Source organism: Streptomyces sp. NPDC002853, assembly GCF_053591915.1.
The window spans coordinates 50,319-65,971 of sequence record NZ_JBSFUS010000010.1 but is presented as its reverse complement, the minus strand read 5'-3'; the positions used below and the strand labels follow the sequence as shown (position 1 = coordinate 65,971).

Here is a 15,653-nt window from a genome sequence, read left to right as displayed (position 1 = left end):
GATCTGCCCCGTTCTCACCGTGCTAATTGACGAGCGCGCTCGGTTTGCCCTTGCTGCGCGGTCGCTCCTCGGCCATCTTGCCCCAGACGATCATTCGGTACTTGCTCGTGAACTCCGGGGTACAGGTGGTCAGTGTGATGTACCGGCCCGCTTTGGTGAACCCCGACCCCGGCGGGACCGGGGCGATCACGGAGATGTTGCTGGGCTCGGTCTGCGGCAGGATGCTCGCCATCTTGTAGACGTAGTACTTGTCCTGCGTCTCCACGACGATGGGGTCGCCCGGTTCGAGCTGATTGATGTACCGGAACGGCTCGCCATGGGTGTTGCGATGGCCGGCGACCGCGAAGTTGCCCTTCTTGGCGTCCGGCATGGCCGTCTTGGTTCTGCCCTCGTTGTAGTGACCGACCATGCCGCGGTCCAGGACCTTCGACTTGTCGATGCCCTCGGCGATCGGCACGACCACGTCCAGGCGTGGGATGTGCAGGAGCGCGAAGCCCTGCCCTGGCTCGAAGGCGCCGGGCTTGCCCTTGCCCTTGGCCCACTTCTCCTGGAGGTCGCTGGCGGCGCCGTTGGCCTGCTGGTGGGCGCGGATGTTCGTCCACCACAACTGGTACGTGACGAAGAGAAGCATCAGGACGCCGACGGTGATGAACAGCTCGCCGATCCCCCGGCTCACCACGGCACCCGGGGAGGGCTTACGCGCGCGCTCGGCGCGACGGGCCTCCACGCGGGACAGGGGGGCGGCGGACGCTGCCGAGGCGCTGGAGGTGCCGGTGGTGCTCGCGGCGCGCCCGGAGCCCTTCCTGGCGGCCTTGCGGCGGGCGGCCCTGCCTTCCGTGGGGCGCTCCGGCTCGGGCTCAGCTATTCGGCGGGTGTCCGACGTCCGCAGCCCTACCGTCTCGTCATCTACCGGGGTTTGGGGCTGCTGGTGTTGGGGGTGCTGGTGCTGGGGCTGCTGGGGCTGCTGGGGCTGCTGGGACTGCTGAGGGGCGTACGCCCCGTACAGCTCCTCGTACGTCGGCTCCCTCGGCCCGTACCAGTCGCGGGCGTACCCCTCGGGGTCGTACCACTCCTGCTCCTGGGGCTGCTCCGGCTGCGGCGGCGCGGGCTGCGGCTCAGGCTCGGCGGGCCCGCTGCGGAACCACGGCGAAGGGTGCTGCCCCTGCTGACCCGGCAGACCCGGCTGACCCGGCAACGGATCGGTCAGCGGATCGGCAAGGTGATCGACAGCCGCTTCGAACGCCCCAGGCTCCTCAAACGCCCCAGGCTCCCCGTACGACGCGTACTGCTCGTCGTACGGAACTCCGGAGGAATCGCGCTCGGGACGCACCGCGGTCACGCCGTGGCCCTGCCCACCACCGGGGCCAGCCCGCTCGACCTGCCGATGGCCCCCGCGTCCCCGCACTCCACCAGCCAGTTGGCGAGCATGCGGTGGCCGTGCTCGGTGAGCACCGACTCGGGGTGGAACTGCACGCCCTCGACCGGAAGTTCACGGTGGCGCAGGCCCATGATGATGCCGTCCTCCGTGCGCGCGGTGACTTCCAGCTCGGCGGGAACCGTGGCCGGCTCGGCGGCGAGCGAGTGGTAGCGCGTCGCGATGAACGGCGACGGCAGCCCCGCGAAGACACCCTTGCCCTCGTGGACCACCGGGGAGGTCTTGCCGTGCAGCAGCTCCGGCGCACGGTCCACCACTCCGCCGTACGCCACCGCCATCGACTGCATGCCGAGGCAGACGCCGAACACGGGCACACCGGTGCCGGCGCAGTGCCGCACCATGTCGACGCAGACACCTGCCTGCTCGGGCGTGCCGGGGCCCGGTGAGAGCAGGACTCCGTCGAAGCCGTCCTGCGCGTGGCGCAGCTCGACCTCGTCGTTGCGCAGGACCTCGCACTCGGCGCCGAGCTGGTAGAGGTACTGGACGAGGTTGAAGACGAAGCTGTCGTAGTTGTCGACGACGAGGATGCGGCTGGGGCGTCCTTCGATGCTCACTGGCCGTCCACCGTCACATCGTTGAAGGGAAGCAGCGGCTCGGCCCAGGGGAAGACGTACTGGAAGAGCACGTAGACCACAGCGAAGACGAGCACCAGCGAAAGCAGCGCCCTTACCCATGCGTTTCCCGGCAGATGCCGCCAGATCCAGCCGTACATGCCGTCCCTTCCGTAGCCGTACGGCACCAGACTAACGGCGCAGTGCCTCCGGTTTCCCGGCCTCGACGGGCTGGGTGGCATCGAGGTGCGCCCAGACGATCAACCGGTGGCTGTGTCCCCACTCTGGTTCACAGGTCGTAAGGGTGAGGTAACGGCCCGGCCCGTCGTATCCGGACTTGCGAGGAACCGCGTCGATGACCCCGGTGTCGCCGGGCAGCGTCTTGTAGGGCTTGTTGGCGATGCGGTACGTGAACCACGTGGTGCCGTCGGTCAGGACCACGGGATCGTTCGGCCGCAGCTTCGGGAAGTCCTTGAACGGGTCTCCATACGTGCGGCGATGGCCCGCCACCGAGAAGTTGCCCCGCTGGCCGAGCTGCGCGGTGTCCCCGTAGTGGCCGAGGCCCTTCTTGAGGGTCTCGGCGCCGGTGCCCTGGAGCACCGGCTTGTTCCACGTGAAACCAAGCCGCGGGATGTACATGACGGCGAAGGGCTTGCCGTCCTCGTAGGGAGCGGGCTTCTTCGGGGACGATGTCTTCGAGGGCGCGTCGTCCGTATGCGCCGGCACCGATCCCTGCGCCCACTGGTCCTGCAGCGTGTCGATCTGGCTGTCCATGGCGTTGTCGGCCTTCACGCCGGTCCAGAACAGGACGTACACCACGAAGAGCACGATCAACGTGCCGATGGTGATGCACAGTTCGCTGAACGTCCTGACGAGCACTCGCACCGACACAGGCTCCCCCAGCGGCTTACTCCACGGGTTACTCCACGGGCTTCGCGTAGTGGAGATCCACTGTGCCCGAGTAGCCGGGAAGAGTCATTGCCCCGTCGTCGTCGACTTTCCAGCCGAGACCGTAGGCGTTCACGTACAGCATGTAGTTCTGGATCTCCGGGGACGCGGCGAGCGCCGTCTTGAGCTTCTCCGGGTCACCTACGGCGGTCACCTTGTACGGGGGCGAGTAGACGCGGCCCTGGAGGATCAGGGTGTTTCCCACGCAGCGGACGGCGCTGGTGGAGATGAGCCGCTGGTCCATGACCTTGATGCCCTTGGCGCCGCCCTGCCAGAGCGCGTTGACCACGGCCTGGAGGTCCTGCTGGTGGATGACCAGGTCGTTGGGCTGGGGCTCGGGGTAGCCGGGGAGCTTGGCGGTGGCGTTCGGCGGGGCGTCGGCGAGGGTGACGGAGACCGCCTCACCGCTGAGCTTCTTGGTGCCCGCGTTCTTCTCCAGGGCCTTGAGCCGCGCGTCGTCGGCCTTCGTGCCGCCGTTGTCGCGCTCGGCCAGCGATTCGACGTCGTCGCGCAGCGTGCCGTTGGACTCGTCCAGCTTGCCGTTCTTGTGGCTGCGTTCCTCGATCAGGTCGGAGAGCTTCAGGAGCGAGGCGTCGGTGCGGATGTTCGTGCCCTTGGCCGTGTTGAAGCTGGTGAAGAAGATGAGGCCCGCGAGCGCGAAAACGGCGGCCGTGAGCAGCCGGACCGGCCGCCAGCGAGGACGTCGACCCGGACCTGTGGGGGAGTCGGCAGAATTGCTCAACGTACCCTTATCTCCTTCAGCGCCGCGGAAGCACTACGCTAACGGACGCCCGGGGGAGGGCTCAGCTCCCCGTATCGACAGGAGAGACCCTCGTGCCGAAGTCACGGATCCGCAAGAAGGCCGACGATTACACGCCGCCCGCGAAGAAGGCGACGAACATCAAGCTGACCAGTCGCAGCTGGGTGGCTCCGGTGATGCTCGCGATGTTCCTCATCGGGCTCGCCTGGATCGTCGTCTTCTACGTCACCGACGGCAAGCTGCCGATCGACCCGCTGGGCAACTGGAACATCGTGGTCGGCTTCGGCTTCATCGCTGCGGGGTTCGGCGTCTCCACGCAGTGGAAGTAGCGCCCCTCCCGCAGGGCTGAACGCAAGCCTTGCCCTGAGTTATCCACAGCGCTATCCACATCCCGGCACTGTCTGGGGAAAAGAAAGACGATCTGTGGATAACCCTCGTGGCGTTGACGCCGGTATGACTGGCTGATCGCCCGCAAGCCCTCGCAGGCCCCTTGTCCTTCCTGGGGAAACCCAGGTCAGCGACAAGGGGCACTGTTGTTCCCCACGGAATGCACAAGCGTGGGCACACGCTGTGGACAACTTCGGTCGTCGCACGTCATCGGCGACCGTCAGACGAGCTGAGCGGTCCTGACGAGCACGGCTGCGAGGACCACGGCCAGCACCACCGCACAGGTCCCCCACTGCACGAGCGTCCGCCGCTCGCGGGGCGCGTGCACCATCCCGTACGCGATCGCGACGCCGGCGATCAGGCCGCCTACGTGCGCCTCCCAGGCGATGCCGCTCCACGTGAAGGTGAAGAGCAAGTTCAGCGCGAGCAGCGCGATGACGGGGCGCATGTCGTAGTTCAGGCGCCGCATCAGGACCGCGGTCGCACCGAGCAGCCCGAAAATCGCCCCGGACGCCCCGAGCGAGGCCTGGTCCGAGTCCGCGACGACGTAGGTCAGCGCGCCGCCCGCCAGGCCGGACAACACGTACAGCGCGAGATAGCGGGCGCGGCCGAGCGCCGCCTCCAGGGGGCCGCCGAGCCACCACAGGCCGAGCATGTTGAACGCGATGTGCCAGATCTCCTGGTGCGTGAACATCGATGTGACCAGGCGGTACCACTGGCCTTCGGCGACGCCTTCCGTCGGCACCCAGGGCTCGGGCGGCCACGCCCCGATCAGGACGAGCTCGTTGACCAGGCGGTCGCCCACGGCGAGGACGGCGATGAACACCGCGACATTCAGGCCGAGCAGGATCTTGGTGACAAGACGCGGGTCCGTGGCGATCGAGCCACCGGCGATGGTGCGCGGCTGGTTCGCCGCGGGCGCGTGTCCGGTGCCCGAGCCCTCGCGCACACACTCGGGGCACTGGAAGCCGACCGACGCGCTGATCATGCAGTCCGTGCAGATCGGCCGCTCGCAACGGGCGCAGCTGATGCCGGTCTCGCGATCCGGATGCCGGTAGCAGCCGGGCAGGTTCGCTGCGTCCTGTGGCCCCTGCGGGCTTCCTGGTGCCTGGTCCATGGGGTCCCCTCAATGTCCGTACGAAGGCACAGCTACGCGCGCGTAGCGAACGCACCGCCCCGCCCTTCCTTACGGATGGGCGGGGCGGTTTGGTTCCCTCGCGGGGTGCGCCGGTGTCAGGCGGCGCGGGTCTCGATGACGACGGACTCGATGACCACGTCGTTCACCGGGCGGTCGGTGCGCGGGTTGGTCTGCGTGGCGGCGATCTCGTCGACGACCTTCTGGCTCGCCGGGTCGGTGACCTCGCCGAAGATCGTGTGCTTGCGCGTGAGCCACGCGGTCGGGGAAACCGTCACGAAGAACTGCGAGCCGTTGGTGCCCGGGCCCGCGTTGGCCATGGCGAGCAGGTACGGCTTGTCGAAGGCGAGGTCGGGGTGGAACTCGTCCTCGAACTCGTAGCCGGGGCCGCCCGTGCCGTTGCCCAGCGGGTCGCCGCCCTGAATCATGAAGCCGCTGATGACGCGGTGGAAGACAGTGCCGTCGTAGAGCCGGTCCGTGGTCTTCTTTCCGGTCTCCGGGTGAACCCACTCGCGCTCGCCCTGGGCGAGCTCGACGAAGTTCTTGACCGTCTTCGGCGTGTGGTTGGGGTGCAGCAGCACCTCGATGTCGCCTCGGTTGGTCTTCAGGGTGGCGTAAAGCTGCTCGGCCACGGTCTGCCTTCCGTTGTCTTCTATGACGTCCCGATCCTCCCATGGACCGGATTCCGACGAGTAGTCACCGAGTGGGCGCGCGCCGCGACGATCCGTGGCATTGTCGGCAAAGCACTCCGCTTGTACCGATTTGATCAGAATGATCGCACCCGGATGCCCGGCTGCGTCATGCCTCGGAACCATCCGGAAGGCATGATCCTTGAAAGGGTGGAAAGGTGACATACCTATAAGCCACCGAGGAGGAGGATCCTGTGACCCGCATCGACAGCGTGCGCGCCGCGACCGGTTCGGCTAAGGACAGCGTGCGGCATGCCGCGGAGGCGGTGGCCCCTTACGCCGGAACGGCCAAGGAGCAGGCCGTCCATTACGCACACGAAAGCCGCGCACGCCTCGCGCCCAAGGTGTCGCAGGCCGCCGAGCAAGCCCGTGTGCAGTACGGCGCTCATGTCGGCCCGCGCATCGAGCAGGCCCGTGCGCATGTGCCGCCGAAGGTCGACCACGCCGCGCACGAAGCCGCTGTCCGCACCCGTAAGGCAGCCAAGCAGACCCGCAAGGCAGCCCAGCAGGCCGCCGATTACTCGAAGCCGCGGATCGAGCACGCCATGGCCGCGGCTCAGCCCGTCCGTGACGAGGCGGCGTCCCGCGGTGCCGCGGCACTCGCGGCACTGCGCGGCGAGGTCTCTCCCAAGGAGATCCAGCGGCTGACCCGCAAGCACAACCGCCGGGCCCGCGCCGGACGTCTCGCCAAGGGCCTCGTGGTCCTTGGCGTGGTGGCCGGCGGTGCGGTCGCCGCCTGGAAGTGGTGGGACAAGCAGGCCAACCCGGACTGGCTCGTCGAGCCGCCGGCGGCGACGGAGGTCCCCGACAGTGCGCCGCTGACCTCGGTCGACGGCAGCGGTCAGGCCTCCCTCGACCCCGAGGTCCAGGCCAAGCAGGCCGAGTCCGAGGCCGCGAACCGCGACGACGTGCGCTGACGCCACTGCACCACTGCACCACTGATGAACGCCGTAGGGCGGGATCACCTCAGCTGAGGTGATCCCGCCCTACGGCGTTTCTGTGGAGCCTAGGAGATTCGAACTCCTGACATCTGCCTTGCAAAGGCAGCGCTCTACCAACTGAGCTAAGGCCCCGAAAACGGTGCACCCAGCCGGAAGGAATCTCGCTCCGGTGGGCAACGCAGACCAGAGTACCGGGTCTCCCCCCGGATCTCGCAAAAGGATTGGGGGTCCCGGTGAACGACCACGCTCCGTAAGATGCTCGGCGTGGTTCGCGGCAGCGAACCACGGTTTTTGGGGAAGCGATGGGGAGACGCAATGGACGCCGCACAACAAGAGACGACCGCGAGAGCACGAGAGCTCCAGCGGAACTGGTACGGGGAGCCGCTGGGGGCGCTCTTCCGTCGTCTCATCGATGATCTGGGCCTCAACCAGGCACGCCTCGCCGGCGTGCTCGGTCTGTCGGCGCCCATGCTGTCCCAGCTGATGAGCGGACAGCGCGCCAAGATCGGCAACCCCGCGGTCGTCCAGCGCGTCCAGCTCCTCCAGGAGCTGGCGGGCCAGGTCGCGGACGGCAGTGTGAGCGCCGCCGAGGCCACCGACCGCATGGACGAGATCAAGAAGTCCCAGGGCGGCTCCGTCCTGACCAACACCTCGCAGTCGACGACGAGTTCGGGTGCTCCCACGGTGAAACGCGTGGTGCGGGAGATCCAGTCGCTGCTGCGCTCCGTCGCCGCGGCGGGCGACATCATCGATGCGGCGGACTCCCTCGCCCCGACCCACCCGGAACTGGCAGAGTTCCTCCGGGTATACGGCGCCGGACGCACCGCGGACGCGGTCGCCCATTACGAGGCGCACCAGAACTGAGCCGTCGGCCGGGCCACCGGGCGGCCCGGAGGGGGAGCAGTGCGCGACCATGGGTGAGGTCTTCGCAGGCCGCTACGAACTGGTCGACCCGGTCGGCCGTGGGGGAGTCGGAGCGGTCTGGCGCGCCTGGGACCACCGGCGGCGCCGGTATGTGGCGGCCAAAGTCCTGCAACAGAGCGACGCGCACGCATTGCTGCGCTTCGTGCGGGAGCAGGCGCTTCGGATCGACCACCCGCATGTACTCGCACCGGCCAGCTGGGCCGCCGACGACGACAAGGTCCTGTTCACCATGGCCTTGGTCGCCGGCGGCTCGCTGGCCCACGTGATCGGGGATTACGGCCCACTGCCGCCCCGCCTGGTCTGCACGCTCCTGGACCAGCTGCTCTCCGGGCTCGCCGCGGTGCACGCAGAGGGGGTCGTGCACCGTGACATCAAGCCCGCCAACATCCTGCTCGAGGCCACCGGCACCGCGCGCCCGCATCTGCGGCTCTCCGACTTCGGCATCTCGATGCGGATGGGAGAGCCGCGGCTGACGGAGACCAACTACGTCGTGGGCACGCCCGGCTACTTCGCGCCCGAGCAAATGCTGGGCGCCGAGCCGGACTTCACCGCCGATCTCTTCGCCGTGGGCCTCGTGGCCCTCTATCTGCTGCAAGGCGCCAAGCCGGATGCCAAGGCCCTGATCGAGCACTTCGCCGCGCGGGGCACACCTGGGGCGCCGCAGGGTGTTCCGGAGCCGTTGTGGCAGGTCGTCGCCACGCTTCTCCAGCCGGACCCACAAGCGCGGTTCCGAACCGCCACGGGCGCGCGCAAGGCGCTGAACTCCGCTGTCGAGCTGCTTCCCGAGCCGGGTCCCGATGACGAGGTCGTGGAGATATTCGACCAACTGGGCCCGCTTCCCCAGGGGTTCGGACCCGACGGCCCTCTCACGGCCCCACCGCAGCCGGGCTTCGCTCCGCCCTCGGCTCCATCCTCGATCTCGTCCTCGGCTCCATCCTCGATCTCGTCCTCGGTTCCGTCCTCGGTCTCGGTTCCGCCCTCCGTTCCGCCCCCGCCCCGCTCCGCGCCCCGGACCGGCAGCTTCCCGCTCACGCCACCACCACCGCCCCCACAGTCCACGCCGTCGCAAGGGACACCGGCGCAAGAGGCCCCCGCGCAGGCCACCCCCGCGCAGGAGCAACAGCCCGCAACGCCACCTCCACCCCCTGCTCAATCCCCTCATGTCCCTTCCCCCCACCCGATCTCAGCGCCGCCCCCGGCTCCGGCTCCGGCACCCGCTCCTGCCCCCGCCCCTGTTCACCTTCCGGCTCAGTCCCCGGCACCACACCCGTCGCAACTCCCGGCGCAACTCCCGGCGTACGCATTCTCACCGTCCGTGATGACTCCGGCGCACCACGTATCCGCCCCTACTTATCCATACACCGCTCAAGCCCCGCAGGTTCCACTCCAGCGCCGACCCGTCGCGCACCGGCAGAAACGACCGGGGCCGCCCGCGAAGGTGGCGATCCCGATGCTGCTGGCCGCCCTGGCGTGCTTCGCGGTGGGAATCTGGGCCCTCACTCAGATCTGAACTACGTCGGTGGCGGCCCGTACCGCCCGTGGGCCGCAGCGGCAGCCCTCCGCCGCCCGATCAGCGTCCACGCACCCAAAATCATCAGCAGCAAGGCCCCGGCCCCGAACCCCCCGGCGGCAACCACTTTCATGACGTCACTGTCACTGCCACTGCCACTGCCACTGCCACTGGCACCGTCGCTGTTACTGGCCCCGTCCCCGCTGCCGCCCCCGGCATCCGACTCCCCCCGCGACGCCGCATCCTTGTCCTCACCCGTGACGCCGAACTCACCGGCGGGCCGCGCCGTCCCCACGTACGCGGGCCCCGCCTTCGCCGCGCCGTCGACGTTCACCCGCAGCGTCAGGTCCAGCGGCCCCTTGCCGAACTCCCGGGTGACCTGCGGATTCAGATGGACCGAGAGGTAGTACCACCCGGCGAACCGTGTTCCGGCCACGTCGTCGATCGGGGAGTAGCGGTTCTCGTGGGCCACGGGAGCCAGCGGGTCCAGCGTTGCCGTCTTCTGCCGGCCGTCGTAGGCCGTGGTGGCGTCGTCGATGCGTTCGCGCACGGGATTGGCCAGTGACATCACGAGCGCCGACGTCACGTACTCGCCCCCGCCCCCGCTCGCGCTGCCCAGCTCGGCGCTGGCGGAGATCTGCTGCCCCCAGTCGACCGGCACACGGTAGAAGAGGGTCTGGCCGGGCTCGATCCGGTCGCCCCAGACGCCTGTCCCCAGCGCACGCGCATCATTGAAGCCCGTGCCGCCCTTGCGCTCCTTGCGCGCACCACCGGGTGGCGTGGGCGAGGCTGAGTTCCACGACCGGGGCGGCGTCGTAGGGGCGTTCTTGTCCACGCCGGGCTCCGACACGACGCGAAGCTCCGTGTCCCACGTCTCCGTACTGGAGCCCGGGTCACTGTTCCGCTCGACCACCACGTAGTACGTTCCGGCCACTTTGCACCGGTTGTCGGCGGGGCCGACCGCCCGTACCGCCGAGGCGGAGATGGGCCGCGGGCTCTGTGACGTACCGAACCGGGCGTCTCCGGAGTTGCAGTTGTTGCCGTTCGCGTCCTGCAAGGACACCTCTACGCCGTCCCCGTAGGCGACCTTCGCGTCGAGCCCCGGAACGGCGGTGGCGGATACGTACACGGTCTCGCGGGCGTCTAATTGCAGCTGGTAGTAGAGCTTGGCACCGCGTGCGAGGGAGCTCTTGTACGTCGCTCCGGGCGTAAGGCGCGCGCTGTTCATGCTGGTCTGCGCGCCGTCGACCGGCACGGCCCGCTCGGCGAAGGCGTACGGGCTGGGAGCCGGGTCCGACGGCCCCTCCGCGGCGCCCACGGCCACCCCCGGAGACGCCGCCACGGCCACAGCCACCCCCGGAGACGCCGCCACCGCGCACAGCACCGCACACAGCGCCACCCCCACGGCCGGTATCGCCCGGCCTTCGTGCAGCCGCCCCATCACGTGCCACCCCTCCCCTGAGCCCCAGTCGTCCCGCGCACTATGCCCACGCGGGGACACGACAACCTTTGCTCACGCAAGGTGATGCTTGCGTGAGCAAACCCGAGCGCCAGCCGGCCGGAAAGATCCTGCACCACGGCCGGTCGGACAGCCGGATCCCGGGAGCTGGGAACCAGGAGCCGGGAGTCAGGAACCGGACAGCACAAGGCCCCGGCCGCAAAAGCGGCCGGGGCCTTGTTAAGAGACTGTTGTCGGTACTCACGAACCCGTGGGCACGGAGTCAGTCGCCTCCGTCCACAGATCCTGCTCGGCGCGATCCGCCTGGATCTGGCGGTACACGAGGAGCCCGCCGATGGCGGCCAGTGCGACCAGGAGAAGCTTCTTCACCGCGCGACCTCGTCTTTCTTGACGTAAGGGACCTCTGGCGCCCGACTATACACACCGATCGATACCGATCGGTGACCTGGATCGACCTCAACTCCCGCCCCGATCACAGCAGTCGAATCGGGCGTCGCCGCTCTCCGGCGCCTCACGACCCGACGCGGCGTTCACCGCTCCCGACCTCACCCGGACCTCTCCCAGGCCCTCCAGGGGCCTTTTACGGCCATACGGGTGGTGTTCATCTGAACATCGACGCGCCACGAGCGTCGGTCCTTCACTCTCGGCTCGACATACACATGATGAGGAAAGTACGCAAATCGCCCAACCCGAAAGTGAGAAGCCATGACCGGCTCCAAGGCCATGAAGCTGTGGACCACGCTCATCACCGCCTTCCTCGCACTCTTCGCCACGCTGGGATTCACCACGACGGCAACGGCGGCCACGCCGGTACAGCAGGCCACGGAAACGTGCAAGAGCACGCCGACCATGACGGCCCCACTCGCGGCCTACTGGGCTGCAGCGTACGAACGGTCCTTGCCGCCCACGATGAAGCAGCGCATCCGCGCCGAGGCCCACGGATCATCCCCCAGCTGCCGCCACCTCCCCACGGACGACACGGAGACGGCCGTTGAGGCCGAGGCCCATCCGGGCGGGCTCGCCGCGGAGCCGTAGTCACACCCCGGCCGCCCAGGCCGCAGTCCCCCCAGGGACCCCACAGACACGAAGAAGACCCCCAGCCGATACGGGCTGCGGGTCTTCTTCGTGTCTGTGGGGCTAACAGGATTTGAACCTGTGGCCTCATCCTTATCAGGGATGCGCTCTAACCAACTGAGCTATAGCCCCGCCGCGCTGCGGTGTGTCCCGCGCGCTGACCTCTGAAGATTAGCGCACGTGCGGGCCAGTCCCAAAATCGATACCTCCGCGGGCACCGCACGAGCCGGTGCACACGCCAGGGCCCCGCCCTGTACAGGCCGATCCCCACGCCAGGACCCCACCCTGATCAGGCCGATCCCTACGCCGGGACCCCGCCCCCCACAGGGGAGGACCCAGACCGCGACGGCCCCCGGCGTTGAACGCCGGGGGGCCGTAAAGCTCGGAGGAAGCGCTACTCGGAGAAGGCGCTACAAGAAGAGAGCCGAGGAACTAACTGCAAGAACTACAGGAACTACAGGAACCACAAGAACTACTCGTCCTCGGCCAGCGTCAGCTCGACGCCGCCCACGAAGCCCGCGGAGAGGTTGTAGATGAAGGCGCCGAGCGTCGCGAGCGCCGTGGCGAGGACCACGTCGATGACCGCGATGATCGTCGTGAACATCAGGACGCGGGGCAGCGACAGGAAGGACTGCAGGTCGAAGCCGTTGGACTCGTTCGAGCCCGTCGCCTCCGAGATCGTGCCGCCCACCGTGGAGAAGACGCCCATGGCGTCCATGACCATCCACAGCACGGCGGCCGCGACGATCGTGCAGATGCCGAGCGCGATGGAGAGCAGGAAGCTGACCTTCATCACCGACCACGGGTCGGCCTTGGCCACCCGCAGCCGCGCCTTGCGCGTACGAGGCGTCGTGCGTGCACCCGTCCGCGGCCTGCGCACGGAACCCGTCTGGGAACCCTGCTGATAGGCCTGCGGCGGGTGGTACGGCTGGGACGTCTGCTGCTGGGGCTGGCGCTCACCGGGCAGAGCACCGGTGGCGTTCTGGGACCCTTGGCCCCCTTGGGACCCGTCGGCGTACTGCGCTGACTGAGCCGGCTGCGGCCCTCGGGTGTCGGTCACGGTTCCCCCCTGGGATCCACGGGACTCATGCGAGTCGGGAGAATCAGTGGCGGAGCCACGGACACCGTCTGTACCGGCTGGGCCGGTTCCACTTGCCCCGGCGCCCGTGGCTCCACTCACGATGACTCTCTCCTCGCGCTACTCGGCCGCGGACTCCGTGCCCTCGTCCGTACCGACGGCCGGTTCGCCGTCGGCCGATTCGACGACGATGTCTCCGTCGACTTCCTCAGCCTCGCGCCCGGCCTCGGCGTTACGAGCGATACCGACCACGGCATCGCGCTTGCCCAGGTTGATCAGTTGGACGCCCATGGTGTCACGGCCCGTCTCCCTGACCTCGTTGACTCGCGTACGAATCACACCGCCGCCCAGGGTGATGGCGAGGATCTCGTCGGTCTCCTCCGTCACCAGCGCGCCCACGAGCTCTCCGCGGTCCTCCACGATCTTGGCGGCCTTGATCCCGAGGCCACCACGACCCTGGACGCGGTACTCGTCGACGTTGGTGCGCTTTGCGTATCCACCATCGGTTGCGGTGAAGACGAAAGTACCCGGCCTGACGACATTCATCGAGAGCAGTTCGTCGCCACCGCGGAAACTCATCCCCTTGACGCCCGACGTCGCACGGCCCATGGGGCGCAGCGCGTCGTCCGTCGCCGTGAACCTGATCGACTGCGCCTTCTTGCTGATGAGCAGCAGATCATCCTCGGAGGAGACGAGTTCGGCACCGATCAGCTCGTCGTCCTTGCCGTCGTCCGTCTCGCGGAGGTTGATGGCGATGACACCGCCCGAGCGAGGCGAGTCGTAGTCCTTGAGCGGGGTCTTCTTCACGAGGCCGCCCTTGGTGGCGAGAACCAGGTAGGGCACCGCTTCGTAGTCACGGATCGCGAGGATCTCGGCGATCTGCTCGTCCGGCTGGAAGGCGAGCAGGTTCGCCACGTGCTGACCACGGGCGTCCCGTCCGGCGTCCGGGAGCTCGTATGCCTTCGCGCGGTAGACCCGGCCCTTGTTCGTGAAGAACAGGAGCCAGTGGTGGGTCGTCGACACGAAGAAGTGGTCGACGATGTCGTCCTGCTTCAGCTTCGTGCCGCGCACGCCCTTGCCGCCGCGCTTCTGCGAGCGGTAGTCCTCCGTCTTGGTGCGCTTGATGTAGCCGCCGCGCGTGATGGTGACGACGATGTCCTCTTCGGCGATCAGGTCCTCCATGGACATGTCGCCGTCGAAGGGCACGAGCGCCGATCGGCGGTCCTCGCCGAACTTGTCGACGATCGCCGCGAGCTCCTCGCTGATGATCTGGCGCTGCCGCTCGGGCGAGGCCAGGATCGCGTTGTACTCGTTGATCTTCGCCTGGAGTTCGTCGTGCTCGGCGACGATCTTCTGGCGCTCCAGGGCGGCGAGCCGGCGCAGCTGCATCTCGAGGATGGCGTTGGCCTGGATCTCGTCGATCGAGAGCAGGCCCATCAGGCCCTCACGCGCGACGTCGACCGTCTGGCTGGCCCGGATGAGCGCGATGACCTCGTCGATCGCGTCCAGGGCCTTCAGGAGGCCACGCAGGATGTGAGCCCGCTCCTCGGCCTTGCGCAGCCGGAACTTCGTGCGCCGGACGATGACCTCGACCTGGTGCGTCACCCAGTGGCGGATGAACGCGTCCAGGGAGAGGGTGCGCGGCACGCCGTCGACCAGGGCCAGCATGTTGGCGCTGAAGTTCGACTGGAGGTCGGTGTGCTTGTAGAGGTTGTTCAGCACGACCTTGGCGACCGCGTCACGCTTCAGGACGACGACGAGGCGCTGGCCCGTGCGCGAGGACGTCTCGTCGCGGACGTCGGCGATGCCGCCGACCTTGCCGTCCTTGACCAGGTCGGCGATCTTCTGCGCGAGGTTGTCGGGGTTGGTCTGGTAGGGGAGCTCGGTGACCACCAGGCACTGGCGGTTCTGGATCTCCTCGACCGCGACGACCGCGCGCATCGTGATGGAGCCACGGCCCGTGCGGTACGCCTCCTCGATGCCTTTTCGGCCCACTACTAGTGCGCCGGTGGGGAAATCGGGGCCCTTGATGCGCTCGATAAGAGCGTCGAGCAGCTCCTCGTGCGAGGCGTCCGGGTGCTCCAGGGCCCACTGCGCGCCCGCCGCGACCTCGCGGAGGTTGTGCGGCGGGATGTTCGTCGCCATGCCGACCGCGATGCCCGCCGAGCCGTTGATCAGCAGGTTCGGGAAGCGCGCCGGCAGGACCGTCGGCTCCTGGTTGCGGCCGTCGTAGTTGTCCGTGAAGTCGACGGTCTCCTCGTCGATGTCACGGACCATCTCCATGGCCAGCGGCGCCATCTTGCACTCGGTGTACCGCATGGCGGCCGCCGGGTCGTTGCCCGGGGAGCCGAAGTTGCCGTTGGAGTCCACGAGGGGCATCCGCATCGACCACGGCTGGGCCAGGCGGACCAGGGCGTCGTAGATGGAGGAGTCGCCGTGCGGGTGGTAGGTGCCCATGACGTCGCCGACGACGCGGGCGCACTTGTAGAAGCCCTTCTCGGGGCGGTATCCGCCGTCGTACATCGCGTACAGGACGCGGCGGTGCACGGGCTTCAGGCCGTCCCGCACGTCGGGCAGCGCGCGCGACACGATGACGGACATCGCGTAGTCGAGGTAGGAGCGCTGCATCTCCGTCTCGAGCCCGACGGGCTCGACACGCAGGCCCACGCCGGGAACGGCGGGCTCCTCTTCGGGCATCACAGGGGTGTTCTCGTCGGCCATTGCTGGTCAAAGTCCTTTCGAGGTGCGGCTTGTACGGGCCG

16 protein-coding genes and 2 tRNA genes are annotated in these 15,653 nt (G+C 68.3%); 5 read left to right on the top strand and 13 right to left on the bottom strand.

From position 1 onward, the window contains the following. Positions 1-22: 22 nt before the first annotated feature. The 5 genes from ACWD02_RS27220 to ACWD02_RS27200 are packed head-to-tail and all read right to left on the bottom strand — an operon-like array spanning position 23 to position 3,676. Positions 23-1,339 carry a class E sortase gene (locus ACWD02_RS27220; protein ID WP_451215046.1) on the bottom strand — a complete coding sequence of 439 codons (1,317 nt, stop codon included), beginning with the start codon at positions 1,337-1,339 and terminating at the stop codon, positions 23-25. Continuing rightward, positions 1,336-1,983, bottom strand: a complete 648-nt coding sequence (locus ACWD02_RS27215) for an aminodeoxychorismate/anthranilate synthase component II (protein ID WP_451215333.1) — start codon at positions 1,981-1,983, stop codon at positions 1,336-1,338. The genes ACWD02_RS27220 and ACWD02_RS27215 overlap by 4 nt, the downstream gene beginning before the upstream one ends. Positions 1,984-1,985: 2 nt before the next feature. Beyond that, positions 1,986-2,147 carry a hypothetical protein gene (locus ACWD02_RS27210; protein ID WP_190083025.1) on the bottom strand — a complete coding sequence of 54 codons (162 nt, stop codon included), beginning with the start codon at positions 2,145-2,147 and terminating at the stop codon, positions 1,986-1,988. A 31-nt stretch (positions 2,148-2,178) separates the two neighbouring features. After that, entirely contained in the window at positions 2,179-2,871 is a 693-nt protein-coding gene (locus ACWD02_RS27205) for a class E sortase (protein WP_451215045.1), read from the bottom strand. 34 nt (positions 2,872-2,905) lie between these two features. Then, positions 2,906-3,676, bottom strand: a complete 771-nt coding sequence (locus ACWD02_RS27200) for a DUF881 domain-containing protein (protein ID WP_451215044.1) — start codon at positions 3,674-3,676, stop codon at positions 2,906-2,908. 92 nt (positions 3,677-3,768) lie between these two features. Here ACWD02_RS27200 and crgA point away from each other — a divergent pair, with 92 nt between their 5' ends. Beyond that, positions 3,769-4,023 carry a cell division protein CrgA gene (gene crgA / locus ACWD02_RS27195; protein WP_160506128.1) on the top strand — a complete coding sequence of 85 codons (255 nt, stop codon included), beginning with the start codon at positions 3,769-3,771 and terminating at the stop codon, positions 4,021-4,023. A gap of 278 nt (positions 4,024-4,301) precedes the next feature. Here the strand turns inward: crgA and ACWD02_RS27190 are convergent, their stop codons facing one another. Beyond that, complete coding sequence (locus ACWD02_RS27190; RefSeq protein WP_451215043.1) at positions 4,302-5,198, bottom strand: rhomboid family intramembrane serine protease; 897 nt, start codon at positions 5,196-5,198, stop codon at positions 4,302-4,304. Between the two features lie 116 nt (positions 5,199-5,314). Then, positions 5,315-5,848, bottom strand: a complete 534-nt coding sequence (locus tag ACWD02_RS27185; RefSeq protein WP_365826896.1) for a peptidylprolyl isomerase — start codon at positions 5,846-5,848, stop codon at positions 5,315-5,317. 251 nt (positions 5,849-6,099) lie between these two features. Here ACWD02_RS27185 and ACWD02_RS27180 point away from each other — a divergent pair, with 251 nt between their 5' ends. Then, positions 6,100-6,822 carry a DUF5324 family protein gene (locus ACWD02_RS27180; RefSeq protein ID WP_451215042.1) on the top strand — a complete coding sequence of 241 codons (723 nt, stop codon included), beginning with the start codon at positions 6,100-6,102 and terminating at the stop codon, positions 6,820-6,822. An 83-nt stretch (positions 6,823-6,905) separates the two neighbouring features. Here ACWD02_RS27180 and ACWD02_RS27175 read toward each other — a convergent pair. Further along, positions 6,906-6,978, bottom strand: a tRNA-Ala gene (locus tag ACWD02_RS27175). 183 nt (positions 6,979-7,161) lie between these two features. On the opposite strand from ACWD02_RS27175, the gene ACWD02_RS27170 reads away from it, so the two are divergent. After that, positions 7,162-7,710, top strand: a complete 549-nt coding sequence (locus tag ACWD02_RS27170) for a helix-turn-helix domain-containing protein (protein WP_160506124.1) — start codon at positions 7,162-7,164, stop codon at positions 7,708-7,710. A 49-nt stretch (positions 7,711-7,759) separates the two neighbouring features. Next, the gene (locus tag ACWD02_RS27165) at positions 7,760-9,280 is read left to right on the top strand and encodes a serine/threonine-protein kinase (RefSeq protein WP_451215041.1); all 1,521 of its coding nucleotides are present in this window, start codon (positions 7,760-7,762) and stop codon (positions 9,278-9,280) included. Position 9,281: 1 nt separating this feature from the next. On the opposite strand, the gene ACWD02_RS27160 is transcribed toward ACWD02_RS27165, so the two are convergent. Both ACWD02_RS27160 and ACWD02_RS27155 read right to left on the bottom strand, forming a co-directional pair. Further along, entirely contained in the window at positions 9,282-10,721 is a 1,440-nt protein-coding gene (locus ACWD02_RS27160; protein ID WP_451215040.1) for a hypothetical protein, read from the bottom strand. A 258-nt stretch (positions 10,722-10,979) separates the two neighbouring features. After that, positions 10,980-11,108, bottom strand: a complete 129-nt coding sequence (locus ACWD02_RS27155; RefSeq protein WP_003999697.1) for a DLW-39 family protein — start codon at positions 11,106-11,108, stop codon at positions 10,980-10,982. 336 nt (positions 11,109-11,444) lie between these two features. Here ACWD02_RS27155 and ACWD02_RS27150 point away from each other — a divergent pair, with 336 nt between their 5' ends. Beyond that, a complete protein-coding gene (locus tag ACWD02_RS27150; protein WP_451215039.1) occupies positions 11,445-11,774 on the top strand; it encodes a DUF6344 domain-containing protein in 330 nt (109 codons plus the stop codon). Between the two features lie 97 nt (positions 11,775-11,871). Here ACWD02_RS27150 and ACWD02_RS27145 read toward each other — a convergent pair. From ACWD02_RS27145 to gyrA, 3 genes are all read right to left on the bottom strand, one after another. Next, positions 11,872-11,945, bottom strand: a tRNA-Ile gene (locus tag ACWD02_RS27145). A 340-nt stretch (positions 11,946-12,285) separates the two neighbouring features. Further along, on the bottom strand, positions 12,286-12,993 hold the full coding sequence (locus tag ACWD02_RS27140; protein ID WP_451215038.1) for a DUF3566 domain-containing protein: 708 nt from the start codon (positions 12,991-12,993) through the stop codon (positions 12,286-12,288). 18 nt (positions 12,994-13,011) lie between these two features. Continuing rightward, on the bottom strand, positions 13,012-15,612 hold the full coding sequence (gene gyrA, locus ACWD02_RS27135) for a DNA gyrase subunit A (protein WP_451215037.1): 2,601 nt from the start codon (positions 15,610-15,612) through the stop codon (positions 13,012-13,014). Positions 15,613-15,653: the final 41 nt, after the last annotated feature.

What these genes read in the sequence shown, in the direction of transcription:
- ACWD02_RS27210 (WP_190083025.1), bottom strand. Translation starts at nt 2,147, where the DNA reads ATGTACGGCTGGATCTGGCGGCATCTGCCGGGAAACGCATGGGTAAGG.
- ACWD02_RS27190 (WP_451215043.1), bottom strand. Translation starts at nt 5,198, where the DNA reads ATGGACCAGGCACCAGGAAGCCCGCAGGGGCCACAGGACGCAGCGAAC.
- ACWD02_RS27170 (WP_160506124.1), top strand. Translation starts at nt 7,162, where the DNA reads ATGGACGCCGCACAACAAGAGACGACCGCGAGAGCACGAGAGCTCCAG.
- ACWD02_RS27165 (WP_451215041.1), top strand. Translation starts at nt 7,760, where the DNA reads ATGGGTGAGGTCTTCGCAGGCCGCTACGAACTGGTCGACCCGGTCGGC.
- ACWD02_RS27160 (WP_451215040.1), bottom strand. Translation starts at nt 10,721, where the DNA reads ATGGGGCGGCTGCACGAAGGCCGGGCGATACCGGCCGTGGGGGTGGCG.
- ACWD02_RS27150 (WP_451215039.1), top strand. Translation starts at nt 11,445, where the DNA reads ATGACCGGCTCCAAGGCCATGAAGCTGTGGACCACGCTCATCACCGCC.
- gyrA (WP_451215037.1), bottom strand. Translation starts at nt 15,612, where the DNA reads ATGGCCGACGAGAACACCCCTGTGATGCCCGAAGAGGAGCCCGCCGTT.